This window comes from Arthrobacter sp. TMS2-4 (assembly GCF_054511075.1).
Map to the genome: position 1 here is coordinate 1 of NZ_JBTNDI010000038.1, position 2072 is coordinate 2072.

Annotated in this window: 2 protein-coding genes; both read right to left on the bottom strand. The window is 59.9% G+C overall.

What is annotated here, in order from left to right:
• Positions 1-379: 379 nt before the first annotated feature.
• On the bottom strand, positions 380-568 hold the full coding sequence (locus tag ACX80F_RS16965) for a hypothetical protein (RefSeq protein ID WP_459337552.1): 189 nt from the start codon (positions 566-568) through the stop codon (positions 380-382).
• Positions 569-1491: 923 nt separating this feature from the next.
• Positions 1492-1950 (bottom strand): excalibur calcium-binding domain-containing protein, encoded by a 459-nt coding sequence (locus ACX80F_RS16970; RefSeq protein WP_459337553.1) that lies wholly within the window; start codon positions 1948-1950, stop codon positions 1492-1494.
• Positions 1951-2072 lie beyond the last annotated feature (122 nt).

Sequence of the window (2072 nt, forward strand, 5' to 3'; positions counted from 1 at the left end):
TATTCAGACGTGGGTGGGAGTGCGATGAGGGAGTTCTTCGCTGTGACGCACAATACCAACGTCGAACGATCACTAGCAGGTCGGACTGAAGGCACTAGCAGGTCGGACTGAAGGCACTAGCAGGTCGGACTGAGGGCACTAGCAGGTCGGACTGAGGGCACTAGCAGGTCAGACTGAAGAGCTCAGCGCAGCGCCCCGACAGGGACCACGAGCTGCCGCTCGTGCACACCGGTGGCACTTAGACCGGTGTAAACGTATAGCTTGCTCCGCAGGAGCTAGCGACAACGTCAACCGCGTTTATGGCACATAAACGCATAGCTTGCTCTGCAAGCAGCTTTCCAACTTAGGGCACCTAAGTTCCCAACTTGCTCCGTAGGCGCTAACGATCGAGGGCCGTCACGGCGACCTGGACTTCTGAGGGATCCACGTTGCGCATGACGGCGATGAGATCCCTGGCCATCTCGTCGATGTCGGTCGCCTTACGGGCCTGCGTCGCCTGGCCTAACTCCGGTATCTCGATCACCCACCAATTGCCTTCGCGTTGTGCGGTCGCTGTGAACTGTTCCATCTCGTTTGAGCTCCTTTGGATCGTCACACCTCATGCATCTTGGTGCGGGTGTCGCCTTCTTTGGTTCAGGCTCGTGCGTCACGCGCTAGCACTGGGCTACCTGGTGGTGGCTGAGTCAGCTCGAGGTCAGTTCAGGGTTAGCTCAAGGTCGGTTCAAGGTCGGGGGTTCGTTGTTGGTGACCATCGTCTGAGTGTCCTGCTTGTTTTACCGGCGGCACTGGGAAGGGCGGGGGAGGGCATGGGTCTGCCTTGATGGTGAATCAAGGGCAGAGTAAGACGGCACCGGTGTAGGTGTGGGGTGTGGGTGTCTTATTGCTGGCACTGCTGTTAGGCGGGTGCGACGGCGGCATGTGCGCGTGGCTCTGGCAGTTCCATGAGACTTGCTGATGGGTACTGCTGTAGGCCGTGGCGTCCCTTCGATTCCGGACATTGCTGCACCGGTGATGGGCCCTGACCACGCGCTCGACAATGGAACCGGCTCAAACCCGGTAAGGGGGCGGTGTTAGCGCCTTGGCGTTTTGGTTCCGTATCTCCGACGACACGCCACAGGTCTGCCAGCCTGCGGTGGGCATCCTCTTCCGGCCAAGCAAGAGGTACGCTGGATATGAAGTTGTGATGTGCTTTGAAGCTACCCCGGGCGGCCAACATACCGGGGTAGCTTCGCTCTTTAACGGCGTGTCCCTCTTGTAGGAGTCCTACAAACGAAGGACAGCCACAGCCAGGCGAACCAGCTCGGTTAAAAATGAGTGAAGGGCCCACCGGTAATCGATGGGCCCTTCACTCATTCAAGGCATCCTCAGCCACCACCAAGTGAGCATCTGAGAAGGCCACGAGACGTCGTTAGGTGATGAGTTAGCCGCGGCCGGCACTGGGGGTCACCAGGCAAACCTGAGGCCGGCCATTTGGCCGGCCCTTTTGTCGTACTACGCCTGGCTAGCGCGGCGCCGAACCATCAGGACGCCTCCTGCTGCCGCTGCGAGAACAAGGCCGCTGCTGAGCGCGATGGTTCCCGCGTCACTATCTGTCTTCATAGGAACGCCGGTGGCTGCGCCGCCAACCGGCATCTGCGCTACCTGAGCGGGGGGAGCCACGACGGTGCCACCTGCAGGAGCAGGCGTAGGAGTAGGCGTCACGATGGGGTCGCCTGCAGGAACAAGCGCGGGGTTGTACACAGCACCGTCCTTCTCGCAGCCAACGCCATCGACAGGCTGATCGAGATGCGTTCCATACCCGGGCGATCCTGCCGGGATGTTGAACACGCCGTACTGCTCCGCCTGGGTGCAGTTGTCAAAGACAAAAGGTGCTGCCATTGCGGGCGACACGGCCAGAGCAGAAAGACCGACTGCTGCTACCAGGCCAAGGCTTGCGGTGGTTTTTTTCATGGTGATCCCCATATTCAGACGTGGGTGGGAGTGCGATGAGGGAGTTCTTCGCTGTGACGCACAATACCAACGTCGAACGATCACTAGCAGGTCGGACTGAAGGCACTAGCAGGTCGGACTGA

Coding starts and splice junctions, on each gene's coding strand:
- ACX80F_RS16965 (WP_459337552.1), bottom strand. CDS start 568: ATGGAACAGTTCACAGCGACCGCACAACGCGAAGGCAATTGGTGGGTG.
- ACX80F_RS16970 (WP_459337553.1), bottom strand. CDS start 1,950: ATGAAAAAAACCACCGCAAGCCTTGGCCTGGTAGCAGCAGTCGGTCTT.